Origin of the sequence: Achromobacter sp. RW408 (assembly GCF_003184165.1) — a bacterium.
GTDB classification, from domain to species: Bacteria; Pseudomonadota; Gammaproteobacteria; order Burkholderiales; family Burkholderiaceae_B; genus Achromobacter; species Achromobacter xylosoxidans.
In genome coordinates this window covers 45,690-67,737 of the sequence record NZ_QHHO01000003.1, presented here as the reverse complement: position 1 = coordinate 67,737, position 22,048 = coordinate 45,690, and the positions used below count along the sequence as shown (strand labels likewise).

17 protein-coding genes are annotated in these 22,048 nt (G+C 62.7%); 4 read left to right on the top strand and 13 right to left on the bottom strand.

What is annotated here, in order from left to right:
• Positions 1 to 24: 24 nt before the first annotated feature.
• From DK459_RS01075 to DK459_RS01050, 6 genes are all read right to left on the bottom strand, one after another.
• Entirely contained in the window at positions 25 to 837 is an 813-nt protein-coding gene (locus tag DK459_RS01075) for a GNAT family N-acetyltransferase (RefSeq protein WP_024070803.1), read from the bottom strand.
• Between the two features lie 8 nt (positions 838 to 845).
• The gene (locus DK459_RS01070; RefSeq protein WP_020925790.1) at positions 846 to 1,643 is read right to left on the bottom strand and encodes a ParA family protein; all 798 of its coding nucleotides are present in this window, start codon (positions 1,641 to 1,643) and stop codon (positions 846 to 848) included.
• The gene (gene rsmG, locus DK459_RS01065; RefSeq protein WP_006389563.1) at positions 1,640 to 2,329 is read right to left on the bottom strand and encodes a 16S rRNA (guanine(527)-N(7))-methyltransferase RsmG; all 690 of its coding nucleotides are present in this window, start codon (positions 2,327 to 2,329) and stop codon (positions 1,640 to 1,642) included. The genes DK459_RS01070 and rsmG overlap by 4 nt, the downstream gene beginning before the upstream one ends.
• Positions 2,326 to 4,245 (bottom strand): tRNA uridine-5-carboxymethylaminomethyl(34) synthesis enzyme MnmG, encoded by a 1,920-nt coding sequence (gene mnmG / locus DK459_RS01060; RefSeq protein ID WP_006389562.1) that lies wholly within the window; start codon positions 4,243 to 4,245, stop codon positions 2,326 to 2,328. The genes rsmG and mnmG overlap by 4 nt, the downstream gene beginning before the upstream one ends.
• A 2,508-nt stretch (positions 4,246 to 6,753) precedes the next feature.
• Positions 6,754 to 6,960, bottom strand: a complete 207-nt coding sequence (locus tag DK459_RS01055; protein ID WP_006389561.1) for a cold-shock protein — start codon at positions 6,958 to 6,960, stop codon at positions 6,754 to 6,756.
• Between the two features lie 231 nt (positions 6,961 to 7,191).
• On the bottom strand, positions 7,192 to 8,226 hold the full coding sequence (locus DK459_RS01050) for an AbrB family transcriptional regulator (RefSeq protein WP_035184325.1): 1,035 nt from the start codon (positions 8,224 to 8,226) through the stop codon (positions 7,192 to 7,194).
• A 114-nt stretch (positions 8,227 to 8,340) separates the two neighbouring features.
• Here DK459_RS01050 and DK459_RS01045 point away from each other — a divergent pair, with 114 nt between their 5' ends.
• Positions 8,341 to 9,507: a pyridoxal phosphate-dependent aminotransferase gene (locus DK459_RS01045; protein WP_006389559.1), complete on the top strand. Its 1,167-nt coding sequence runs from the start codon at positions 8,341 to 8,343 to the stop codon at positions 9,505 to 9,507.
• Between the two features lie 162 nt (positions 9,508 to 9,669).
• On the opposite strand, the gene DK459_RS01040 is transcribed toward DK459_RS01045, so the two are convergent.
• From DK459_RS01040 to DK459_RS01020, 5 genes are all read right to left on the bottom strand, one after another.
• Positions 9,670 to 11,196, bottom strand: coding sequence for a tripartite tricarboxylate transporter permease (locus tag DK459_RS01040; protein ID WP_006389558.1), 1,527 nt, complete (start codon positions 11,194 to 11,196; stop codon positions 9,670 to 9,672).
• Complete coding sequence (locus tag DK459_RS01035) at positions 11,193 to 11,630, bottom strand: tripartite tricarboxylate transporter TctB family protein (protein ID WP_006389557.1); 438 nt, start codon at positions 11,628 to 11,630, stop codon at positions 11,193 to 11,195. The genes DK459_RS01040 and DK459_RS01035 overlap by 4 nt, the downstream gene beginning before the upstream one ends.
• 119 nt (positions 11,631 to 11,749) lie before the next feature.
• Positions 11,750 to 12,748, bottom strand: coding sequence for a tripartite tricarboxylate transporter substrate binding protein (locus DK459_RS01030; protein WP_006389556.1), 999 nt, complete (start codon positions 12,746 to 12,748; stop codon positions 11,750 to 11,752).
• 112 nt (positions 12,749 to 12,860) lie between these two features.
• Positions 12,861 to 14,237, bottom strand: coding sequence for a sensor histidine kinase (locus DK459_RS01025; protein ID WP_047992496.1), 1,377 nt, complete (start codon positions 14,235 to 14,237; stop codon positions 12,861 to 12,863).
• Between the two features lie 97 nt (positions 14,238 to 14,334).
• Complete coding sequence (locus DK459_RS01020) at positions 14,335 to 15,012, bottom strand: response regulator (RefSeq protein ID WP_006389554.1); 678 nt, start codon at positions 15,010 to 15,012, stop codon at positions 14,335 to 14,337.
• 491 nt (positions 15,013 to 15,503) lie between these two features.
• On the opposite strand from DK459_RS01020, the gene DK459_RS01015 reads away from it, so the two are divergent.
• Positions 15,504 to 16,898, top strand: a complete 1,395-nt coding sequence (locus DK459_RS01015) for a ClcB-like voltage-gated chloride channel protein (RefSeq protein WP_006389553.1) — start codon at positions 15,504 to 15,506, stop codon at positions 16,896 to 16,898.
• A 104-nt stretch (positions 16,899 to 17,002) separates the two neighbouring features.
• Here DK459_RS01015 and DK459_RS01010 read toward each other — a convergent pair whose 3' ends face one another.
• A complete protein-coding gene (locus DK459_RS01010) occupies positions 17,003 to 17,458 on the bottom strand; it encodes a GNAT family N-acetyltransferase (protein WP_006389552.1) in 456 nt (151 codons plus the stop codon).
• Positions 17,459 to 17,589: 131 nt separating this feature from the next.
• Between DK459_RS01010 and DK459_RS01005 the strand changes: the two genes are divergently transcribed.
• Positions 17,590 to 18,927 (top strand): hypothetical protein, encoded by a 1,338-nt coding sequence (locus DK459_RS01005; protein ID WP_146221866.1) that lies wholly within the window; start codon positions 17,590 to 17,592, stop codon positions 18,925 to 18,927.
• A 51-nt stretch (positions 18,928 to 18,978) separates the two neighbouring features.
• Here the strand turns inward: DK459_RS01005 and mnmE are convergent, their stop codons facing one another.
• Positions 18,979 to 20,331 (bottom strand): tRNA uridine-5-carboxymethylaminomethyl(34) synthesis GTPase MnmE, encoded by a 1,353-nt coding sequence (mnmE, locus tag DK459_RS01000; RefSeq protein WP_006389550.1) that lies wholly within the window; start codon positions 20,329 to 20,331, stop codon positions 18,979 to 18,981.
• Between the two features lie 115 nt (positions 20,332 to 20,446).
• On the opposite strand from mnmE, the gene DK459_RS00995 reads away from it, so the two are divergent.
• A complete protein-coding gene (locus tag DK459_RS00995) occupies positions 20,447 to 22,033 on the top strand; it encodes an ABC transporter substrate-binding protein (protein WP_054442472.1) in 1,587 nt (528 codons plus the stop codon).
• Positions 22,034 to 22,048: the final 15 nt, after the last annotated feature.

Below are 22,048 nucleotides of genomic sequence, written 5' to 3'. Positions count from 1 at the left end.
TGTTTTTGGTATCCCGAGCCGGGCTCAGGCGGCCGCCTGCTCGGCGGGCAGGCGGTACCAATACGCGTAACAGTCTTTGAAACCGTAGCGGCCATACAAAGCGCGCGCGGCGGTGTTTTGCGGTTCCACCTGCAGGTAGGCCGTGGTGGCGCCGTCTTCGACGCACAACGCCAGCAGATGGTCGACCAGCGTCGCGGCATGTCCCTTGCGCCGCTGGCCGGGATCCGTCACCACGTCGAACAGGCCGGCCAGTTCGCCGTCGCGCACGGCCATGCCGCCGGCCACGCACGCGCCGGCGGTATCGAATGCCAGCACCGGCAGGATATCCACAGCCAGGCCCTCCAGGCGCGCCTGGTGCTCGGCGATGTGCTCGGGCCGGGACTCGCGCATGCGACCGACCGCCGCCGCAAAGCGCGCGGCGTCCACTGTCCTGAAAACCAGATCGCCCCGGGCGGCCAGCCTGGGAGCGAGCGGCATGCTCATGACTCGGGTCTCTTCGCCAAGGAGGTAACCCCGCGACGCCAGTTCGGCATCCAGGGTGAAATCCGGACCGATGGAGGTCAGGCGCAACACCATGGGCAGGCCATGGCGCGCGTACAACGTTGAACAATACGCCAGCCGTTCATCCAGCGGACGTGTGGATAACCCCAGCACGTTGATGCTGCGTACCCGTTTGGCCGACGATGGCGCATAGCGCACCAGCCAGCCGTCGTACAGCACCTGCGCGCGCACCGCCGTGGCGTTGAGCGCGGCCTCTTCCAGCCGCACGCGCAGCGCGTCGCGCGCATCGGCGGGCGGCGTGCGGGCGTCTGGGGACAGGTGCATGACGGCGGACATACAGCGCTTCAGCTCAGCTCGCGCACGCGCTCGATCATTTCGGCGCCGAACGAGATGTAGGCCTGCGCGCCCCGCGAAGCGCGGTCGTAGACCACGCCGGGCATGCCGTAGCTGGGCGCTTCGGCCAGGCGCACGTTGCGCGGCACGACGGTCTTGAAGACCTTGTCGCCGAAGTGCGATTCGAGTTGCGCCGACACCTGCTGCTGCAGCGTCATGCGGGGGTCGAACATCACGCGCAGCAGGCCGATGACACGCAGGTCGTCGTTGATATTGCGGTGCACGCGCTTGATGGTGTTGACCAGGTCGGACAGGCCTTCGAGCGCGAAGTACTCGCACTGCATCGGAATGATGACGCCATGCGCCGCGGCCAATCCATTCAGCGTCAGCAACGACAGCGTCGGCGGGCAATCGATCAGCACGAAATCGTACTGTCCGCCGACGGTGTCGATGGCGGCCTTGAGCTGGCGCTCGCGCTCGTCCATCTGCACCAGGTCGATCTCGGCGCCGGACAGTTCGCGGTTGGCGGGCAACACGTCGTAGCCGCCCGACTCCGAACGCACGCGGGCCTGTTCGATGGTGGCTTCGCCGATCAGCACCTGGTACAGGTTGGACTCGAGCGAATTCTTGTCGATGCCGCTGCCCATGGTGGCGTTGCCTTGGGGATCCAGGTCCACCAGCAGCACGCGTTGCTTGTGCGTGGCCAGCCCGGCCGCCAGGTTGATGGCGGTCGTCGTCTTGCCGACACCACCCTTCTGGTTGGCGATGCAGAAAACGCGGGCGGTCGAGCTGGGGGGTAGGTTCTTCATAGGGTTCCTTGACTGCGGCGCATCCAGATCAGGCAACGTTCCGCTTGCAGCTCCGGCACCTGGAGCGGCTGTATGTGGTCGACTTGCCATTCCCCACGCGCGTGCAGCGCCTGGATTTCATCATCCGGGACCTTGCCCTTCATGGCGACGAGGGTACCATCGTTGTCCACATGTCTGCCTGCGAGCATCGCAAAATCCTCCAAGGATGCGAATGCCCGCGACGTCACAATGTTGCAACCGGCGGGTTCCAGCGTCTCGATGCGCGCATGACGCGCCTGCAGATTGGGCAGCGCCAGGGCGCCGCTCATCTGTCGGACGAATGCGGTTTTCTTTTCAACGGCGTCGATGCAGGTCACCGACCATTCGGGCCGCATGACGGCCAGGACCACGCCGGGCAGGCCGCCGCCCGACCCGACGTCGTAGATCTTTGCCGGCGTGCCGGGCGCGCCCAGCGCTTCGCTGAACGGTCCCACGGCGGCCAGGCTGTCGAACAGGTGCTGCACCAGCATCTGTTGCGGATCGCGGATCGCGGTCAGGTTATAGGTGCGGTTCCAGCGCTGCATTTGCGCCAGGTAGTCCAGCAGCTTGGCGGCCGCGGCGGCGTCGGCCTGCAGCCCGAGCTGCCCGAAGGCATGGGACAGGCGGCCGGCCATGTCCGCGCCGGCCGGGTTGGCGTGGGCGCTCATGCGGCTTGCTTGCGCGAGCCGTAGTGCAGGCGCTTCAGGTGGATGAGCAGCAGCGAGATCGCCGCCGGTGTCACGCCCGAGATGCGGCCGGCCTGGCCGATGGTCTCGGGACGGTGCGTCTTGAGCTTCTGGCGCACCTCGAACGACAGGCTGGTGACGGCGTCGTAATCGACGTCCGCCGGAATCGGCTGTTGCTCGTGGGCAATCTGCTTTTGGACTTCGTCCTGCTGGCGGGCGATGTAGCCGGCGTATTTCACCTGGATCTCGACCTGTTCGGCCAGCACCTCATCGGCGGCCACACCCGGGCCCGCCAGTAGCGTACCGTCGGTATTGCGGGCGGCCATCAAGGCTTCATAGGAAACATTGGGCCGTTTCAGCAGGTCTGCTAGTGAGTACTCACGTTCAATTGCCTTGCCCAGCAGCGGCTCGGCCACTTCCTGCGGCAACACGCGGGGATTGACCCACGACGATTTCAAGCGTTCGACTTCAGCCGCGACGGCGTCGCGCTTGCGGTTGAAAGCATCCCAGCGGGCATCGTCGACGATGCCGAGCTGGCGGCCGATTTCGGTCAGGCGCAGATCGGCATTGTCTTCACGCAGGCTCAGGCGATATTCGGCGCGCGAGGTGAACATGCGGTACGGTTCGGTCACGCCACGCGTGACCAGGTCGTCCACCAGCACGCCCAGGTAGGCTTCGTCGCGACGCGGCGTCCACTGCTCGCGGTCCAGTGCCGACAAGGCGGCGTTGACTCCGGCGAGCAAGCCTTGGGCGGCGGCTTCTTCGTAGCCGGTCGTGCCGTTGATCTGGCCGGCGAAATACAGGCCGGCAATCGCCTTGGTTTCCAGGGTGCTCTTCAATCCACGTGGATCGAAGTAGTCGTACTCGATGGCGTAGCCGGGACGCAGGATGTGCGCGTTCTCCAGGCCGGGCAAGGAATGGATCAGCGCGAGCTGCACGTCGAATGGCAGGCTGGTGGAGACGCCGTTGGGATAGACCTCGTGCGTGTCCAGGCCTTCCGGTTCCAGGAAGACCTGGTGCGATTCCTTGTCCGCAAAGCGATGGATCTTGTCTTCGATCGACGGGCAGTAGCGCGGGCCGACGCCTTCGATCACGCCGCTGTACATCGGGGAACGATCCAGGCCGCCGCGGATGATGTCATGGGTCCGGGCATTGGTATGCGTGATCCAGCACGGCAGTTGCCGGGGATGCATGGCCACACTACCCATGTACGAAAACACCGGAATCGGATCCAGGTCACCGGGCTGTTCTTCCAGAATGCCGTAGTTGATGCTGCGACCGTCGATGCGCGGCGGCGTGCCGGTCTTCAAGCGACCTTGCGGCAACTGCAATTCCTTCAAGCGCTGGCCCAGGGAAATCGCGGGCGGATCACCGGCTCGGCCGCCCGAATAGTTCTGCAGGCCCACATGGATCAAGCCATTCAGGAACGTACCGGCTGTCAGCACCACCGTCTTTGCCCGGAACTTCAATCCGACCTGGGTCACGGCGCCAACCACGCGATCGCCCTCCACCATCAGGTCTTCCACCGCTTGCTGGAACAACCAGAGGTTCGGCTGGTTTTCCAGGCGGCCACGGATGGCCTTGCGGTACAGCACCCGGTCGGCCTGGGCGCGGGTAGCGCGCACAGCCGGCCCCTTCGAGCCGTTCAAGATACGGAATTGAATCCCCGCCTCGTCCGTCGCCAGCGCCATGGCACCGCCTAGGGCATCGACTTCTTTGACGAGATGGCCCTTGCCGATCCCACCGATGGAGGGATTGCAGGACATTTGGCCTAGGGTCTCGATGTTGTGGGTCAGCAGCAGCGTCTGGGCACCAGTACGCGCCGCAGCCAGCGCCGCTTCGGTACCGGCGTGACCGCCACCGACGACGATGACATCGAATTCGCGGGGATAATCCATGATGGGGAGATAAGAGAGCGTTCGGTGCTCATTATAGAGGCAGGGTGGGCATGTTTCACGTGAAACATGGTTGGACTGGGCAAAGCCAACCGCGAAGGGACTGGGTTTTGCAAATTGGCAACGCGCCTAAGGCTGACGGCGTTTGAATATGTCGGCATTTGCCGGTGTTTCGGTTCGATGTTTCACGTGAAACACCACTCCTGCAGGAGCAGGCTATGCCTCGCATAAAGGGTGAATAGCAGATTGGCGTGCAGTGTCCAATACAGTTCACCTTTCCGGTCATACCTCTAGGAACTCACTCTGAGGTCCGTCTACGGTCGAACTCACCAGTCGTCTCTATGCCGTGGTGATGTTTCACGTGGAACATTGCATGCTCCAAATCTGCAAACACGCGTGCAAAAGCTCCCTCACAGCGGCCCTTCCATCGGCACATCGTCGACCCCTGCCATGCCTTCGGCCTTACTGTTTCACGTGGAACATCGAGCTCCACAGCTGGAACGCTACTATGAGGCGGGCTGTCGTCCCTTTCCTGAAGTCATTGACGCCCGTTCTTTGCATCTACGCGCCGCACAACATGCGGAGAGCATGGGCAAACCGCCATCTTCTCTAGTGTGCGTCGCATCTGTAGAAAGCCAAATTATGCTTTCCGTCTGCGGGTGTTCCACGTGAAACATCAAAGCCACTTGCCTAGTGCGCCCTCGAACAACGGCATCGCCTGCCCACCCGGTCGACCGGCGACTTCCGACGCCTGCAGATGGATGCGTCGATATCCACGGATGACAGCCTGACTTCGGCTTCACGTGAAACCAAATCAGCAAAAAAAGTGATTTACTAGCCCTTACCCTACCCTACCCCGCGAAAACAGAATTTTTCCGTTTCACGTGAAGTTCTTTCCCGGCGGCAAGTGTAGGAGCATCAAGCCATGCCTTCCCAAACCTGCCCCGTCGACTATCAAATGAATGTCACCCGTCATTCAGCTGAAACATAGAAGTCCTAGGACCAACTTGTCACACCGGCTCGATAATACTTACGGGGCACCGGGCAGCGACAAAGTGTATGGCACGCTTCGCAGCGGCATCAGAAACAAACACTCGAGGCGAAGAGATTCTGTCGCCGCGATCAATGCGTGTTTGCGTCGCCGAAATCCATATCGGGTAGATCGTCGCGAACTCAATGCAGAAAAAGCGATGCCGGCGGAGTCCCAGGCTCTCATACGGCGACTTATCCACCAAGCCATCCACATCAGCGCGGCGGTTTCACGTGGAACAACTCTGGGGATAAGTCGCCTGCAAAGTCGGCGGAAAGATGCGGGAGGGGTGCCATGCGACTGCGCACTCTTGCGTTGGAGAACAAATACCCAGAATCGGGAAAACGCACAAATCCGCAATGAAAGCGAGGAAATCCGCGCTTCAGGTAACGCCCTTCCATTCCCATAAGAACTGACTTCGCCCACCGGGCCCTAACCATGTGCGACATGCGCATTCCGGTGGACAAAAATGTGGATAAGCTTCGACTATCGATCCGATAAGCAAGCCTCGCAGCCAGGTCACGACATTCCAGATCGGCCGGCCCAGGCAGTCAAACCTGCCCACCTCTCGACCGCAAGCGCGGGAACTTCGATTCTCTGCGCCAGTCCAACCGCCGCGCCTGACCATCACCTTGTCCACAGACTCTTACGTGTCGGTCGGCCACCGCCCTTTGTGCATAACTCCCAAAGCCAATGGATGGGCGGACAATCATCTTGCTCCTCGCCGGTCCTTTGCGCCATCATCCTTTCGGCCGAGGCACGGACGCCCGCCGGCAATGTGGACCGCAGGTTGTGGAAAAGTCGCTTGCCGATTCGCGCCGTGAAATTCCTTCACATGAAGTCCGCCGCGGTCCTTCAAGACGCGCGGCAATCCAGTGTCCATGACATCAGACGTCGCGCGGCGGGCGCCTTCCCCCTTCGGCAAAGAGCCGCTATCCCCATTTCTATCCACAGGTTGAACGCTCGCCTTTTGGCTAATCCAGGCATCATTCTGTGCATAACCGGGATGGGGATATCTTTGTGAACAACCGTGCCTGGAAACGGCAAAAATGCCGTTCCTGGTGAAAAGCCGTCTCGTCCGGCTGCGGGAGAATGGCCGGCGGCGGCATTGAAAAAAAGGCGTAAATGCCTGGTTTTCCTGGGGAAATGCGTTATTTCCCCCTGCATGCCCTTGGGGAAAGAGTGCTGCCAGCCCGCGGCCGATGGCGGTAGGACAACACCATGGATTCAACCCAAAAATGTGCAAAACCATTATTCCGAACGCGCCGTTGCTTCATTACTGCGCAACGAATTGCTCATGCCCGAAAATAATTATCCACAAACTTATCCAAAGGCCGAGAATATGTTAGTGATTACTAACTGTCTCTATGCAGTGCGTGAGAATGCGCCGCGGCCCCAAAGAAACAACGCCCCAGACCGCGAGGTTCTGGGGCGTTGTAGCCAGGCCTGGCCTGGCACACGGGAAATTGGGATTTCCCGATTTAGAGCGGGCGAATTTCGGCCGCTTGAGGTCCTTTCGGACCATCCTTGACTTCGAATTCGACTTCCTGGCCTTCGTTCAGGCTGCGATAGCCGCGGCCCTGGATGGCGGAAAAGTGTGCGAAAACATCGGTACCGCCGGCGTCCGGCGTAATGAAACCGTAACCCTTGTCAGCGTTGAACCACTTAACTTTGCCCTTCTGAGCCATTTTCCTAGCGTCCTGTAATTAACGAGATGCAATGAATCAAGGACGCCGTGAGAACTGAACGACCGGTAGGGATACCTGCGTTGCTGCTGCGTTCTCGCTTGCCGCAAAAGCGGCAGACAAGTCCGCGCGCTGCTTGAATCAACTGCGGAAACCAGCATACTCATCCAGCATTACAGACTCATATAGTTGTTTTCCCCAATGTCGTATTTTTCTGACTGGAACCCAATACCGCTACGCGGAATTTGCGTTGCGACGCGCCAGGAACGCGTACATCGGGCCGGTGACCAGCACGACGAACACCATGCGGGTCACATGGAACGCAGTCACCACGGGCACGCCCAGCTGCAGCACCTTGGCAGTGATGGCCATCTCGGCGATTCCCCCCGGCGTGGTGCCCAGGATGAGCGTCGGTATCGGCGCCGCCGACCATAGCGACAACAAGGCGCCCAGGCCGAACGCCAAGGCCAGCGCCACCACGGTGAAAGCCGCCACCACCGCGATGAAGCGCGGCGCGGCACGAAAGAAGTCCGGCCGATAACGATCACCCAGCGACCAACCGATAAGCAACTGGCCGACCTTCGGCACGTAATCGGGCAAGGCGGAAAGCTCGATGCCGCATGCAGTCAGAGTCATCGCCGCCAGCATCGGTCCCAATACCCAGGGATTGGGCCAGCGCAGTTTCATGAAGCACAGCCCCCCCACGCAGGTCAGCGCAACCAGCGCTGCCAGCCCGCCAGCGTGCACCGTACGCGGACCCGGCACCGTCGGATCCAGGCCCGCCACGCCCCACCACTGGAAGATGAACGGCACGGTCACCACCACCAGCAGCACGCGCACACTGTGCGCGGTCGCCACGCGGTCGATACGGGCACCGTGGCGTTCGGCCAGGCTGGCCATTTCGCTGGCACCGCCAATAGCCGAAGCAAACCACGCGGTCTTGAAATCGACGTCGGTATAGCGCCGCAACAGCGCGGTGCCGATGAATGCCAGCCCCAATGCGAACAGCATGCCCACGACGATGGGACCGGCATTGGCGCCGATATGGCCGATCACCTGCGGCGTGAAATACAGGCCCAGCGAAGTGCCGATCACCCATTGGCCGGCATTGCGCGCCGGCCGCGGGCACACCGTTGCCCCGCCCGCGATCCGCACCGCCGCGGTAAGCAGCAACGCGCCCAACATCCACGGCAGCGGCAGATGCGCCCACACCGCCAGCAACGCGCCGGCCAGTGCAATCGCCAAACCGCCCGCCACCCTCCACAACATGTTCCGAAACACGATACCGCCCACGCCATAAGCTCATGAGAATCCCGAATTATGAGTTAGTGGGATACTTACGAAAACTCTTGCGCACACCCAGCGTTCCTTTTCGCGTCCACCATGATCCGATCCAAACTTCCCGACGTCGGCACCACCATCTTCACCGTCATGAGCCGCCTGGCCATCGAGCACAAGGCCATCAACCTGGGCCAGGGCTTTCCGGACTTCGATCCCGATCCCGCGCTCTGCGCGCTGGTCAGCAAGGCCATGGCCGACGGCCACAACCAGTACCCTTACATGCCCGGCGTGGCGCCGCTGCGCGAGGCCATCGCCGCCAAGACGCAGTCGCTGTACGGCCGCGCCTACGATCCCGAAACCGAGATCACCGTCACCAGCGGCGCCACCGAAGCGCTGATGGCCACCGTGCTGGCCGCGGTCGGCAGCGGCGACGAAGTGGTCGTCATCGAGCCCTGCTACGACTCCTACCTGCCGGCCATCCGCCTTGCCGGCGGCACCGCGGTGCCGGTGCCGCTGCGCGCGCCCACCTCGGACGATCCGTACTACCGCATCGATTGGCAACGCGTGCGCGACGCCATCACTTCCAAGACCCGCCTGCTGATGCTGAACTTCCCGCACAACCCCACCGGGGCGGTGCTGGACGACAGCGACCTGGACGCGCTCGAAGCCATCGTGCGCGACACCGGCGTGCTGCTGGTGTCGGACGAGGTCTACGAACACATCGTGTTCGACGGCAAGCCGCATGCGAGCATTGCGCGCCGTCCGCTGCTGGCTGAACACGCTTTCGTGATCTCGTCGTTCGGCAAGACCTACCACACCACCGGCTGGAAAATCGGCTATTGCTGCGCGCCGCGCCAGCTCAGCGCGGAGCTGCGCAAGGTGCACCAGTTCATGGTGTTCACCGTGCCGTCGCCGATGCAGTTCGCGCTGGCCGAGTTCATGCGCGATCCCAAGCCCTACCTGGATTTGCCAGCCTTCTACCAGGCCAAGCGCGATCGCCTCTCGCAAGGCCTGGCCAAGACGCGCTTCAAGCCGCTGCCCAGCCCGGGCACGTTCTTCCTGTTGGCGGACTACAGCGAGATATCCAAACAGAACGAAGCGGACTTCGCGCGCGATCTGACAGTGCGGCATGGCGTGACGGTGATCCCGGTTTCCGCCTTCTATCAACGGCCCGACGCCGCCGACTCCAACCACCGTATCGTGCGCTTCTGCTTCGCCAAGAAAGACGCGACGCTGGACGCGGCGCTGGAGCGCTTGGCGCAAGTCTGACGCCACGCGACACACGCCGACTGGAAACGCCCCGCCGGGGCGTTTTTCTTTTCATCCGCATGTCGCCCATGAAAAAAAGGAGCGCCGCGGCGCTCCCTTGCAATGACCGGTGCCTCGGTCGCAGCCGGCCGGCCTTCGCGGACAGGCCGGCGCGCGGATCCATCACACCGGTTCGGCGACTGCCTTCCTGGCCTTGCGCATACGGCGCAGGAGCTGCGGGACAATCACCACGGCGATGGCCGCGGTCCACAAGGCGATCGCGACCGGGCTGGCGAACAGCACCGACACATTGCCGTCGGTCATCGACAAGGCGCGACGCAGGTTCTGTTCCATCATGTCGCCCAGCACCACGCCGAGCACCAGCGGCGCCATCGGCACACCGAACTTGCGCAGGAAATAGCCCAACGTGCCGATGCCTGCCACCAGCAGCAGATCGAAGGTGCCCGCGTTGATCGCATACACGCCGATGTAGCTGATGCACAGGATGCCCGGCACCATCAGCCAGCCCGGTACCGACAGCACTTTCGAGAACAGGCGCACCATCGGCACGTTCATCACGAACAGCAGCACGTTGGCCACGAACAGCGAGGCGATCAGGCCCCACACCAGCTCCGGCTTGGAGTCGAACAGCACTGGACCCGGCGTGATGTTGTAGAGCGTCAGCGCCCCCATCATCACCGCGGTGGTGCCCGAGCCCGGCACGCCCAGCGTCAGCATGGGCACGAACGAACCGATGGCCGACGAGGTGGCGGCGGCTTCGGGCGCCACCAGGCCGCGCATGTCGCCCTTGCCGAACTTGGCATCCGGATCCTTGGCTTCGATGATGCGCTTTTCCTGCGAGTACGCCACGGCCGCGGCCACGCTGGCGCCGGCGCCCGGCAACACGCCGACACCGAAGCCCACCAATGCGCTGCGCACCACGCTCCACCAGGTGAACGCCAGCTCCTTCAAATTGAACAGCTTGCGGCCGCTGGGCTTGACCTCGACGCTGTGGCCCGCCATCACCTTCTCAAGCATTTCCAGCATCTCGCTGACCGCGAACAAGGCGATCACCACGACCACGAAATCGATGCCATCGGCCAGGTGCACGGAGTCGAAGGTATAGCGGTATACGCCCGAGTTCGCATCCACGCCGATGACCGAGATCGACAGGCCGATCATTGCCGCCAGCACGCCCTTGATGGGTTGCTTGCCGAGCAGGCTGGTGAGGCAGCAGAAGGCGAAGATCATCAGCACGAAATACTCGGCCGGACCGAACGCCAATGCCCATTTGGCCAGCAGCGGCGCCAGCAGGATGATGCCCACCACCGACACGATCGCGCCGAAGAAGGCGGACCACGCCGACAGCGACAACGCGACGTTGGCCAAGCCCTGGCGCGCCAATGGATAACCGTCCAGCGTCGTCATGATGGCGCTGGCCTCGCCCGGCACGTTGAGCAGGATCGAGGTGATGCGGCCGCCGTATTCCGCGCCCACGTACACCGCCGCCAGCAGGATCAGCGCGGTCTCGGGCGGCAGGTTCATGGCGAAGGCAATCGGGATCAGCATTGCCACGCCGTTGATCGGCCCCAGGCCCGGCAGCACGCCCACCATAGTGCCGAAGAACGAGCCGATCGCGGCCACCAGAATGTTGGTCCACGAGAACGCCACGCCAAAGCCGATCGACAGATGATCGAGGATTCCGCTCATATCAGGTTCTCCAGCAGCCCGCCGGGCAGGACCACGTCCAGCACCTTGTCGAACAGCACGTAGAAGAAAGCGCTCATGACGATGCCGCCAATCGCGCACTTGACCCAGCCGCCGCCGAACAGGCGGCCGACGAAGACCGTCATCAACGCGGTGGCGATGATGAAACCCAGCCACTGGAACAGGAACGCATACGCGGCGGCGAACACCACCATCAACGCGATGCGGCCGTTGGCGCCGGCGGGGTTCGGCTCGACCGCGTTGCCGCCCTTGTAGGCCAGGCGCAGACCGCACAGGCCGATGATCAGCGCCAGCAGCAACGGGAAGGCGCGCGGGCCCACCGGTTCATAGGCGAACGGCGCTTCGATGCCCCACCCCGCCCAGGTCATGAAGGCCGCCAGCGCAAGCGCCGCGATGCCCAGGATTCGATCGTTCATGATCAGCTTTCCGTTGGTAGAAGGACCGCGCGGCGCAAGCCCGCCCCGGCCTCCGGCTGGGAGCCGGCGGCGCAAGGTGCGCGTTAACCCGCGCGCGGTCGGTAGGCAAGCCTTGCGGCTTATTTCTTGACCAGGCCGAAAGAGTCGGCCAGTTCGGCGTATTGCTTGACCTGCTGCTTCACGTAGGCATCGAGGTCGGCGCCGGTCTTGTTGAAGGGGAACAGTCCCTGCTGTTCGCGCAGCTTGGCGAACTCGGGCGCCGCGGCGACGCGATTGAAGGCGTTGACCCAGAACTGGTAGTCGGCATCGGACACCTTGGGACCGACGTAGAAGCCGCGGATGATGGGCCAGACGATGTCGTAGCCCTGCTCTTTCGCGGTGGGCACCGTGCCCAGCTTGCCCGGCAGGCGCTGGTCGTTGAAGACCGCCAGCACGCGGATGGGAGCGCCGCCTTCGAGCATGGTGAAGGCCTCGGCGGCATCACCCATGTAGGCCTGGATATGGCCGCCGCGCAGCGCGGTCACGGCCTCGCCGCCGCCTTCGAAGGCAACGAAGCGCATCTTCTTGAAATCGACGCCGGCCGCCTTGGCGGTCAGCGCGGCTTTCATCCAGTCCTGGCTGCCGACGGTGCCGCCGGCGCCCAGCACGATCTTGGTCGGGTCCTGCTTGAAGGCTTCCATCAGGCCCTTCAGGTCGGTGTACGGCGAATCGTTGCGCACCACGGCCACACCATAGTCGGTGCCGATGGCCGCCAGCCAGCGCACGTCGTCGACGTTGTACTTGCCGAACTTGCCTTGCGCCAGGTTCAGCAGCGAACCGCCCGAGAACGCCACGATGGTTCCGGGCTCGTTGGGGTGTTGGGCGACGATGTTGTTGTAGGCCACCGCGCCGATGCCGCCCGGCATGTAGACGATGCGCATGGCGCTCTTGAGCGCCCCGCTCTGCTTCAGGCCCTCGGTGGCCAGGCGGCAGGTCAGGTCGAAGCCGCCGCCGGGTTGGGCCGGCGCGATGCATTCCGGCCGGCGCGGTTCGTCGGCGGCGTGGGCGGTGCCCAGGGACAGGGTGATCGCGCCGAGCGCCGCGACGGCGGCCAGGCGCAGCTTGAGGCTGGTCTGCATTCTTGCGTCTCCGAATTTATAGGTCTAGTCAGGGCTGGCGATCGAGGTGGTCTGTCGCCTGATCGGACTCCAGCGGATGCAACCGTACAAAATCGAAGCTTTCCAGAACCTTTCAAAAATCGCCATTTTCCTGGTGCGGCGCAACATACGGGGCCGTTTCCAGGGAAAACACCAGCGCCGCGCGCAGGCCGGCCAACGGCGTCCGGTTCTCCAGCACCAGGCGGGCGCCCAGCAATCCGGCGATGGTATCGACGATGGCCAGCCCCAATCCCGCGCCGGGCTTGTTCTTGCCGGCCGCGCCCCGGCGGAACCGGATGCCGGCGCGGGCAATGTCCTCGGCCGACATGCCCGGGCCGCTGTCCTCCACCGCCAGGCTGGCCTGACCGGCTTGGCGGCGCACCACCACGGTCACCACGCCACCCGGGGCGGTGTAGCGGATGGCGTTGTCGACCAGGTTGCTGGCGGCCTCGCGCAGCAGCCAGTCCACGCCCTGCACCACCAGCGGGTCGTCGCCGGCATCGAGCCCGATGTCGATCTGGCGGGCCCGGGCGGTCGGCAACAGGGTCCGGATGACCCCGTGGGCCAGCGCGGCCAGATCCACCGGTTCGGCCGCCAGGCCGCCTTCGGCCAGCGAGGCGTCTTTAGCGCGCGCCAGGGCCAGCATCTGGTTGGTGGTGCGTACCGCCCTGTCCAACCCCTCCTGCATCGCCAGAAGGGCTGTACGGACCTCCTGGGGGCATGTTTCACGCAGGGCGTAGGCGGTCTGGGTCCGTAGGACCGACAGCGGCGTGCGCAATTGGTGCGAGGCGTCGTCCAGGAACTGGCTCTGGACCCTCGCCTGGGCCGCGTAGCGGGCCATGTGGAGGTTTACGGCGGCGACCAGGGGTAGGACCTCCCCTGGCATCTCGGACGCGCTGACGGGGCTTAAATCGTCCGCGGAGCGCCTTTCCACTTCCTGGCGCAGGCGCTCCAGGGGGCGCAGGGCCATGAAAACCCCCAGGACGATCACCAGCACGCTGATCAGGATCACGGCCAGGTCGCGTTCGACCGAACGCACCAGCACCTGGTGCAGGAAGGCCTGGCGGCTTTCCAGCCCTTCGGCGACCTGGACGATAACCCGTCCCCCCTTGTTTGCGTACAGCGGCGGATCCATGGCCCGCGCCAGCGCGGCCACGCGTACGGGAGCCCCCTGGTAGGTGGCGTAGAAGAACTGCGGTTCGCCCGAAACCAGCGGCTGGGCCGGCATCGGCAGCCCGGGATGGCCGATCTCGGCCAGGCCGTCCTCGGTGGCCACGCGGTAGAACACGCTGCCATTGGCCGTCAGCTCGAAAAATTCCAGCATCAGATACGGCTGCTCCATGGCTAATCCACCGCTGGCTGTGGATATGTTGTGGTCGATCGCGCGCAGCGCGCCGGCAAGCGAACGGTCGTAGGCAATGTCGACCTGGTTGCGCAGCTGGTGATTGGACAGCCACAGCGCGCCCATCATCACCAGGACCAGGGTGGGGATCAACCACCAGAGCAACTGCGTTTTCAGGGTGCGATTGCGGTTTTTTTTCCTGGAAACCGGGGTTTTTTCCGGAAAACTAGTTGTCAACAGCGTTCTCCAGGCAGTAACCCATGCCCCGCATGGTGGTGATCTGCACGCCGGTTTCCGCCAATTTCTTGCGCAGGCGGTGCACCAGCACCTCGATGGCTTCGAGGTTGATGTCGGCATCGTCGGTCACGATGCGGTCGAGGATCTGCTGCTTGTTGATGGGTTCGCCGCTTTTCTGGATCAACACCCGCAATACGGCGTGTTCACGTGGGGATAACTGCAAAGCCTGTCCCGAGACCGTGAATTTTTGCCCCGAAGTCTCGAAAACCAGGTTTCCCAGGGTGAGTCGCGGGTGTTCACGGCCACGGCTGCGACGCACCAGGGCGATCAGGCGCGCTTCCAACTCTTCCACAACAAACGGTTTCGGCAGGAAATCGTCCGCGCCTTCGTGAAGTGTCCCGATTTTTTCGGCCAATGAATCGCGCGCGGTCAGGACCAGCACCGGCGTGCGGTCGTCCCGCGCGCGGATCTTCGCCAGCAAGGTATGGCCATCCATGCCGGGAAGTCCCAGGTCGAGGATGACCGCATCGAATTCTTCGACGGCCAACCTTCTTTCGGCGACCAATCCGTCGTCAGCCCATTCGACAACGAAGCCCGCATGTCGGGCCAGGCTTCTGGACAGCCAGCGGGCAAGTTCCGCTTCGTCTTCTATCAGGAGGATGCGCATGGACGGAGTCCGGGGGGGTGTGGCTGGGAGATAGGAGAAAGCATGTTTGTCTTTTCCCTGTATTTCTCTTTATATAAAGACTAATGATTAATAAGGCCTGTGGATAACTACCTTAACCTTGGAAACCCGTTTTTTTTCATCGACTTGCGGGCGTTTTTGGCTGTGCAAGAACTCTGTGTGGAAAAAGAGCCGAAGTTGGACAAGATTTCGGACCTCGTCCAAAACCCCTGCTTGTTCAACTCGCCTCCACACAATGTGCACAACCTGCCGCCTTAGGAGTTATCCACAGCCCTCTTCTGCCAAACCGGGTCGGGCAGCGGCACTTTTACCCCGAAAAAACGCTGGTTGCCTACCCTGGTTTTCGCCTCTTTGCAGGCCTGTATAGGCCCCTGGAGGCGTTGCCGGAATTGGCCATGTGAGGGGTGGCGTCCCGCCGGGGTTGACGTCCGGCTGAACAAAAAGTGAGCAGGTTTCCGCCGTAGAATCCGCCCATGGCAAGACAACTCAGAATCAAGAAACCGGCCTGGGCAACCTGGCTGAGAGGCCGTTTGCTGGCCGACAATCTTCCTGCGACGCTGTGCGCGGCAGCCCTGATGGGACTGGCCGGCGCGCTGGCAACGGTGATCTTTCGGGAACTGCTGGGCTGGATCCAGATGCTGCTGGGCGGGGTCGATTCGCCGCATGGCATGGTGTCGCTGGCGCGCGGCATGTCGTCCTGGGAACGGCTGCTGCTGCCGGCGGCTGGCGGCGCGATCGCCGGGTTGATCCTGCAGGTGGCCGCTCGCCGGCTGCCGCCGCGCGGGGCCGCCGACTATATGGAGGCCATTGCCATCGGCCGCGGCGTGATCGGCTTTCGCCAGACCGTGGCGCGTAGCATTTCTTCTTTGTTTTCAATCGGTTCCGGGGCTTCGATTGGCCGCGAAGGGCCGATGGTGCAGTTGGCGGCGATGTTCTCGTCGTTGTCGGGCCGCTACCTGGTGCTGCCGCCGCGGCATCTGCGGCTGCTGGTGGCGTGCGGCGCCACCGCCGGGATCACGGCCGCCTATAACGCGCCGATTGCCGGCGCGCTGTTCATTTCTGAGATCGTCTATGGCGCCATAGCGTCGGCCACCCTGGTGCCGCTGGTGGTGTCATCGGTGGTCGCCAACATCGTGACGCGCCAGATCCTGCACTACGACGCGGTGTTCCATATGCCGCCGTTCGATTTCGTGTCGGGCTGGGAAGTGGCCAATTACCTGGGGCTGGGCCTCATCGCAGGGATGGTGGCGCCGCAATTCCTGCGGTTCCTGGATGCATCGAAGGCGCTGTTTCGTCGGCTGACGCTGCCGTTGTGGGCCAAGATGGCGCTCGGCGGACTGGTGGTGGGCGCCCTGTCGGTGTTCAAGCCCGAGGTCTGGGGCAACGGCTACAGCGTGGTCAACAGCATGCTGCATACCGACGAATGGGCCTGGCAGGCGGTGGCGGCGATCCTGCTGTTCAAGATCGTGGCCACCGGCGCCAGCGTCGGTTCCGGCGCGATCGGCGGGGTATTCACGCCGACGCTGTTCGTGGGGGCTGCCGTCGGCGCCCTGTATGGTTCCGGTTTGCATGCGCTGTTTCCCGCCGGCGACCTGTCCGCGGTATCGAGCTACGCGGTGGTGGGCATGGGGGCGTTGCTGGCGGCCACGACCTACGCGCCGCTGATGTCGATATTGATGATTTTCGAGATGACGTTGAGCTATGAGGTGATGTTGCCGTTGATGCTGGCGTGCATCACGGGTTTTGTCATTGCGCAGCGCATTCGACCGGATTCGGTGTACGCGAAGTCATTGGCCAGCAATCGTCTTGCGCGCGAGACCTTGAAGGGGGCGCTCGCGTTGACGGCGGGAAAGTCTCGAGATGCGTGATTCTGGAATTTCCTCTCCTGGAATTTCCTCTTTAAGTGCCTTGAAGATAGGTATGAGCAAAAGCTCATATTCTATAAATGAGCAATTGCTCATTTAATGTGGAGTCACGGATCAAGCTGCTTGGTCATGAATACCCGCTTCAAGCCTATTTCCTCGGCGCGGTGGGTCTCGACATAGCCATAGCGTTGATAGATGGCGATGTTCTCGATCATCGCTTCCTGTGTGTATAGCCGGATGCGGCGGTAGCCCGCCTGCCGCGCCACGCTCTCCGCCCATCGCATCAGTTCGCGGCCATAGCCACGTCCTTGCGCAGCGGGCGAGACCGCCACGTTGTCCAGCAGCAGGCAGTCCCTTTCATGCACCAGGACCAGCACGGCCTGGATACCGGCTTCGTCCTCCACTACCTGCACCTGTCCCCGGACGATACGTGCGCGGTAGTCGTCGCGCATTGGTCCCGGCGTGGCGCCGATGCGCGCGACGTAATGGCGATAGGCATCGTGGACGATGTGCTCCACCGTGGGCAGATCCTCCGCGACGGCGGGGCGGATGATGTGTCCCATGTCGTGGCTCCAATCGGTTGGTTTCGAAAAAAAACCAATACTGAATCCTTCAGACCTATAATTTCCTGAAATACGTGCATATGCTAACTATTTCTACCAGCTGTATAGATGGAAATTTGGAGACCTGAGTTTTGTTCAAGAAATTGAGATCCAGACTGTTGCTGTCCTTGGCGGCCATTGTCGTCGCGGGTGGCTATGTCTACAAAAACGTTCCGGAGAACGGCCAGGCCTCACAGCAAACAGCACAAGCATCCATTACCACTGAGGAGTACCTGAGTCGTTTTGATCCTGAACGGTACATGCGTATCGGGACGGACTACTTCAATCCGAGATACAGCCCGAGTCGACTCAATAAGCCGATTGATCAGATCGACATAACGTACGACTACCCATTTGCGTACCTTGCCAAGGTCGAGAAAAAGCTGGCAGATGTTGACCGTCTGACTGCCCTGCGAGAGATCTTCAAGAAATTGACCGCAGGCGCGAAAACAAACCAGGAACGCCACCTGGCCGTCCTGGACTTCCTCTACAAGGCGGCGTACCACAATCCGTATGTCCAACCGATGTACGAAGACAAACAAGCAGTATTCGATCCGATTGTGCTTCTCAAGCTGGGCGAAATGCGTTGTGGTGGTGTTGCCCGTGTTGCCGCAGACTTGTTCGAAGCGGCGGGCTACAAGACCAGGCTGGTGCAAGCCCATGCCCATATCACCACGGAGATTTATTACGACGGAGGTTGGCACCTCTTTGAAGCTGACCTTGTGGGCGGCCCCCCCGTAATGATCAATGGGCGTATCCCTTCCGTTGCCGAACTCGCAAACAACCCATTTCTCATCGATAAGTCCCCTTCTCATTTCCTGGTGTACGTGGCTCCGGGGCCAAGTGGCGGGGGGGATAAATCTCCAGTCTATCCGTCCTACTACTACTTCTCCAGTCAAGCCCTGGCGGGCCTTGACGCGGCTTACTACTACAAGACCGCCACGCCGGAAGAGGCTGCGGACTCCAAGTGGTATGGATGGAACTATTACGAGACGACTACCAATCGCTGGAAACTCACCGACTTTGGACCGAAGTACGAACCTGATCCACCTGATTTCAAGAACGTGAAAGTGAAAAGGGGAAAATTCCTCGTTGAATGGTTGCCCGCGCGCGACTCGGACAATGATCTTCTTGGCTATCGTGTCTATGTGTCGTCGCGCAGCAGGGGATGGAATTATCAGGACATCGACGCGCCCGAGAGCGTCAAAAAGTACTTCGTGGGTGGCTGGAAGCCGGAAATGTACGACAGTCTGTACAAAACGCCGCCCAAGGATGTCGCGTTCCTGGAAACTAAATCAACCCATATAGAACTCCCCGCTCCCAAGGGAGGTGGCCCGCTCTATGTGACCGTAATGCCGTTCGATAAGCATGGCGAATCGGTGGGCAGGCGCCTTTACAACATGTCGGCGGAGTTGAAGCTGTCCCTCTGAGGGGCGGGGCTCTCAGCGCAGGTGGCGAGACGGTGGCAGAAACGGGTAACGCTACTTCCCGATGCAAAAGCTGGAAAAGATCTCGCCCAACAAATCATCGCTGGTGAACTTCCCGGTGATGCTCGACAGGCTGTCATGCGCCAGCCGCAGTTCCTCGGCGAACAGGTCCAGCACGCGGTCGTCCTGTTCAGCGTGTTCCGCGGCCAGCGCCAGGTGATCGGCGGCATCCTGCAGCGCGTGCAGGTGCCGTTCGCGCGCCAGCCAGGGCGACTCGGCGCCGGGATTCCAGCCGGCGATGCGTAGCAGCTCGGCGCGCAGCGCGTCCAGGCCCGCGCCGCGCTTGGCCGAGATGCCGAGTTCGCCGGGGCCGGCCGCAAAGGCTGTGGATAACAGGTCCACCTTGTTGAAAACCTTCAGCACTGGCGTGCGCGGCGGCAGGCGCGCGGTGATCTGCGCGTCCAGTTCGTCGCCGGGCTGGGTGGCGTCCTGCAGGTGCAGGATGACGTCGGCGCGCTCGATTTCCTGCCAGCTGCGGGCGATGCCGATGCTTTCCACGGTGTCCTCGGTTTCGCGCAGGCCGGCGGTGTCGACGATGTGCAGCGGCACGCCGTCGATATGGATCTGTTGCACCACTTTGTCGCGCGTGGTGCCGGCGATCGGTGTGACGATGGCAACGTCGTCGCCGGCCAGGGCATTGAGCAGGCTGGATTTGCCGACGTTGGGCTGGCCGGCCAGCACCACATGCAGGCCTTCGCGCAGGATCACACCCTGGCGCGCCTGGGCGATGAGATGACCGAGGTCGCCGGCCAGCTTTTCCAGCGTGGGGCGCGCCTGGTATTTCTCGAGGAAGTCGATTTCCTCTTCGGGAAAATCGAGCGTGGCCTCGACCAGCATGCGCAGGTGGATGATGCGGTCGGACAGGTCGTTGACGCGCGCCGAGAAGTCGCCCGACAGCGACGCCATGGCGCCGCGCGCGGCGGCCACCGACGAGGCTTCGATCAAATCGGCGACGGCCTCGGCCTGCGCCAGATCCATGCGGTCATTGAGGAACGCGCGGCGGGTGAATTCACCCGGCTCGGCCAGCCGCAGGCCCAGGTCGCGGCCCGCCGCCAGGCAGCTGTCGAGCACGCGGCGCAGGACCGCGGGTCCGCCGTGGCCCTGCAGTTCCAGCACGTCTTCGCCGGTGTAGGAATGCGGCCCCTTGAAGTACAGCGCGATGCCTTCGTCGAGCAGTTCGCCATCGACCGCCTTGAACGGCAGATAGTGCGCGTGACGCGGCGTGAGTTCGCGCTGGAACAGGCGACGCACCAATTCGGACAGGTCCGCACCAGAAACGCGCACGACACCGATGCCACCTCTTCCGGGGGCGGTTGCAATGGCGGCAATAGGGGCATGGACGGACATATCGGGGACAACGCGAGGCAAGGACAATAGGGGAATATAACTGTTGCGCGGGGCCTTGTTTGCTGGTTAAGGTGCGCCAGAGGTTTAAAACCCGAAACAACCCTGGGAGATCATGATGGCATCTCGGTTTTCGCGTGTGTTGGCCTGTGGTTCGGTAGCGGTTCTGCTGGCCTTCGGCACCCTCAATTCGGCGCTGGCGCGCGACCTGGTGATCGGGCTGAAGACCGAGCCATCATCGATGGATCCGCAGTACCACGCGTTGACGCCGAACACCCAGATCTCCCAGACCATTTTCGACACGCTGGTGGCCACCGACGCGCAGCTCAAGCCGGTGCCGGCGCTGGCCGAGTCCTGGACCGTCGATGGCAAGGTGTGGACCTTCAAGCTGCGGCCCGGCGTGAAGTTCTCCGATGGGTCGCCGTTCACCGCCGAGGACGTGGTCTTCACCTATGACCGCGTGCCCAAGGTGCCGAACAGCCCGTCGCCGTTCACGCTGTACCTGGGCTCGGTGGCCAAGGCCGAAGCGGTGGATCCGATGACCCTGCGCATCACCACCAAGGAAGTGGCGCCGAACCTGCTGGTGAACCTGGCGCAGTTGCCCATCATGTCGAAGAAGGCCGCCTCCGGCCCCGCGGCCGAAGGCAAGACCACCACGGAATTGAACAGCGGCGACGGCCTCATCGGTACCGGCCCGTACAAGTTCGTGTCGTGGAAGCGCGGCGCCGAATTCGTGCTGGCGCGCAATGAAAACTACTGGGGCAAGAAGCCCGTGTGGGACAAGGTGATCTATCGCCCGATCAGCAATGCCGCGGCGCGCGTGGCGGCCCTGCTGGCCGGCGACGTCGACATGATCGAGGATCCCCCGACCGATGACCTGCCCAAGCTCAAGGGCGACAAGAAGTTGTATGTCGAAGAGACGCCGTCGGTACGCGTGGTGTACGTGGCGCTGGACCAGTACGCCGAGCCCTCGCCCGGCATCCAGGGCACCGACAAAAATCCGTTGAAAGACAAGCGCGTGCGCGAAGCGCTGTCGCTGGCGCTCAACCGCGATGCGCTGGTCGAGCGCGTGATGGGGGGCGTGGCGCTGCCCGCCGGCAATCTTCTGCCCTACCCCATGTTCGGTTCCAGCAAGGAACATTCCAAGGCGCCCAAGGCCGATGTCGAAAAGGCCAAGGCGCTGTTGAAGGAAGCCGGCTATCCCAACGGTTTCTCGATCACGCTGGGCTCGCCGTCGGGCCGCTACGTCAACGATTCCAAGGTGGCGCAGGCGATCGCGTCGATGTGGACCCGCGTGGGCGTCAAGACCAGCGTCGACGCCATGGCGCCGCCGGTGTTCTTCAAGAATCGCGACAGCTATGCGTTCTCGGCCTACCTGGCTGGCTGGTCGGTGACCAGCGGCGAGATGTCGAACGCGCTGACCTCGCTCCTGGTGACGCGCAATCCCGAGGCGGGCCTGGGCACCACCAACCGTAGCCGCTATTCCAATCCCAAGATGGACGAGCTGGTGAAGGAAGCCTCGTCCACCATGGATGACGCCAAGCGCGCCGAGCTGCTGTCCAAGGCCAGCAACATCGCCATGGATGACTACGCCATGCTGCCGGTGCACTTCGAGTTGTCGGTGTGGGCGATGAAGAACGACATCCGCTACCAGGGCCGTCCCGACCAGGTCACGCTGGCGCAGTTCGCTACGCTGAAGAAGTGACGCACGTCGCGGGCG